The following is a 2,090-nucleotide window of genomic DNA, read 5'->3' as shown; positions in this document are numbered from 1 at the left end:
AGTTGGTTAGAATACCGGCCTGTCACGCCGGGGGTCGCGGGTTCGAGTCCCGTCCACTCCGCCACTTATATTAAGCCCTAGTCGAAAGACTGGGGCTTTTTCGTTTGGTCGTGTCCCCTAGAAATGCATTTACACATTGAAGGCGAGACAATACGACTTTCTTTACCCTTTTGGCACATGAGTTTCTCAGGAAGATGAGCCTGCTGCCTGCACTTCCAATTACTCCGAGTTTGTATCCTGTCCTCGTTGAAAGATTGGTCATTTGAACAATGAGTCTTTATAACACTCGCCCTCAACCGTAATAGAATGAATAGTCTTCCGTACTGCGTGTTTTGTTAGCGTCTCTCTTAAACAATAATTTTCTACATCTTATTTCTCAAACATTCATTGCTTCCATGTTTAGAGCGGGACCGTCGTTGCGTGGATTACGCAATTTCCCGAAATATAATGAGGAAGAGAGCTAAGTCTTCCGAAAATTAATGCCTTTTAGAAAACTTTGTTTTCTTTGCTGAACTTGCTAGTAGCGATTAACCTAAGAGGAGTTCTTGAGGAGTATGTTTGATGATGCAACAAATAAAAAATGAAACGCTGAAATCTGTATTTAAGCAATGGTCTTCCGAAGAGGGAATTGTGGTCATCAACCCTGCAACTGAGCAAGAGTTAATTCGGTTAAAGCCTAGTACTCTTGATGAGTTAGATGATCTCATTGGTCAGTGCAAAACGGAGCAAGTCCGTTGGGCTAAATTAAGTGCCAAAGAGCGCTCTCGTCGTTTGAGGGGGTGGTATCAACTACTTCTTGATAATGCAGAAGACATAGCCACGATTATTACCTTAGAGCAGGGTAAACCTTTAGCTGAGAGCAAAGGGGAAGTGATGTATGGTGCCTCTTTTGTCGAGTGGTTCTCAGAAGAAGCAAAACGTGCTTATGGCGAAGTTATTCCTGCCCCCACGACAGATAGACGTCTATCTGCAATTCGCCAGCCTGTGGGAGTATGCGCTGCAATTACACCTTGGAACTTCCCTATTGCGATGATTACAAGAAAAGCAGCACCAGCCCTAGCGGCAGGTTGTGGCATGTTGATCAAGCCATCAGAGCTTACCCCTCTCACTGCAATTGCTGTTGTTGAATTAGCTTATCAGGCTGGTATCCCTAAAGAACTGCTTTCTGTCGTGGTGTCGGAGCAGGCTGCTGAGTTTGGTCAAGTACTAAGTACTGATCCTAGGATTCAGAAGATCTCTTTTACGGGGTCTACGCGAGTCGGGAAAATTTTGATGAAGCAAGCCAGTGATTCAGTCAAGGCGGTGTCGATGGAGTTGGGTGGTAATGCGCCTTTCATCGTGTTTGAAGATGCAGACTTAGATGCGGCTGCGGAAGGGCTTGTCGCGTCGAAGTTCCGTAATGCAGGGCAAACATGTGTTTGTACCAATCGGTTATATGTTCATAAAAATGTAAAACAAGCTTTTATTGATAAAGTATTGTCGAAGTTAAGCAAATTAAAGCTTGGCAATGGTTTAGAGAAAGGTGTCACATTAGGCCCTGTTATTACGATGGCCTCTAAGCATCGACTAGAGGCGGTGATCGATCAAGCTGTACAAGAAGGTGCCTCTATTGCTAACTCTCCACAGAGACGGCCTGGTCGCTTTATGGAGCCCGTTCTTTTGGATAGTGTGACGCAGAATATGTCGATTGTTCAGCAAGAGCTATTCGGGCCTGTGTTGCCTATTGTTACCTTTGAAAATGATGATCAAGTTCTCGAAATGGCGAACGATACAGAATATGGTTTGGCTTGTTATTTCTATACGAATAGCTTGAAGCGTATTGTGACTTTTAGTGAAGGTTTAGAGTATGGCATGGTTGGAGTGAATGAAGGGATCATCTCTACTGAAGTGGCTCCATTTGGTGGAGTTAAAGAGTCGGGTGTTGGACGGGAAGGTGCTAAGCAAGGCCTCGATGAATATCTGGAGACAAAGTATATTTGTCTTGGTGGTTTAAGCTGATTTCAGAGATGGCCGTGACCCGTCCTGATATGGGTTGACACTTTTTAACTAAAACGCTCGATGTACTTCATCGGGCGTTTTGTATTTTAAAG

General features: G+C 44.3%; 1 protein-coding gene. It reads left to right on the top strand.

The genetic code is table 11. From position 1 onward, the window contains the following. The first annotated feature begins 561 nt into the window (after positions 1 to 561). On the top strand, positions 562 to 1,998 hold the full coding sequence (locus R7P74_RS24585) for an NAD-dependent succinate-semialdehyde dehydrogenase (RefSeq protein ID WP_170897428.1): 1,437 nt from the start codon (positions 562 to 564) through the stop codon (positions 1,996 to 1,998). Positions 1,999 to 2,090: the final 92 nt, after the last annotated feature.

Source organism: Vibrio sp. 2033 (genome assembly GCF_033339735.1).
This window is presented reverse-complemented; position numbering and strand designations above follow the sequence as displayed.

What these genes read in the sequence shown, in the direction of transcription:
- R7P74_RS24585 (WP_170897428.1), top strand. Translation starts at nt 562, where the DNA reads ATGATGCAACAAATAAAAAATGAAACGCTGAAATCTGTATTTAAGCAA.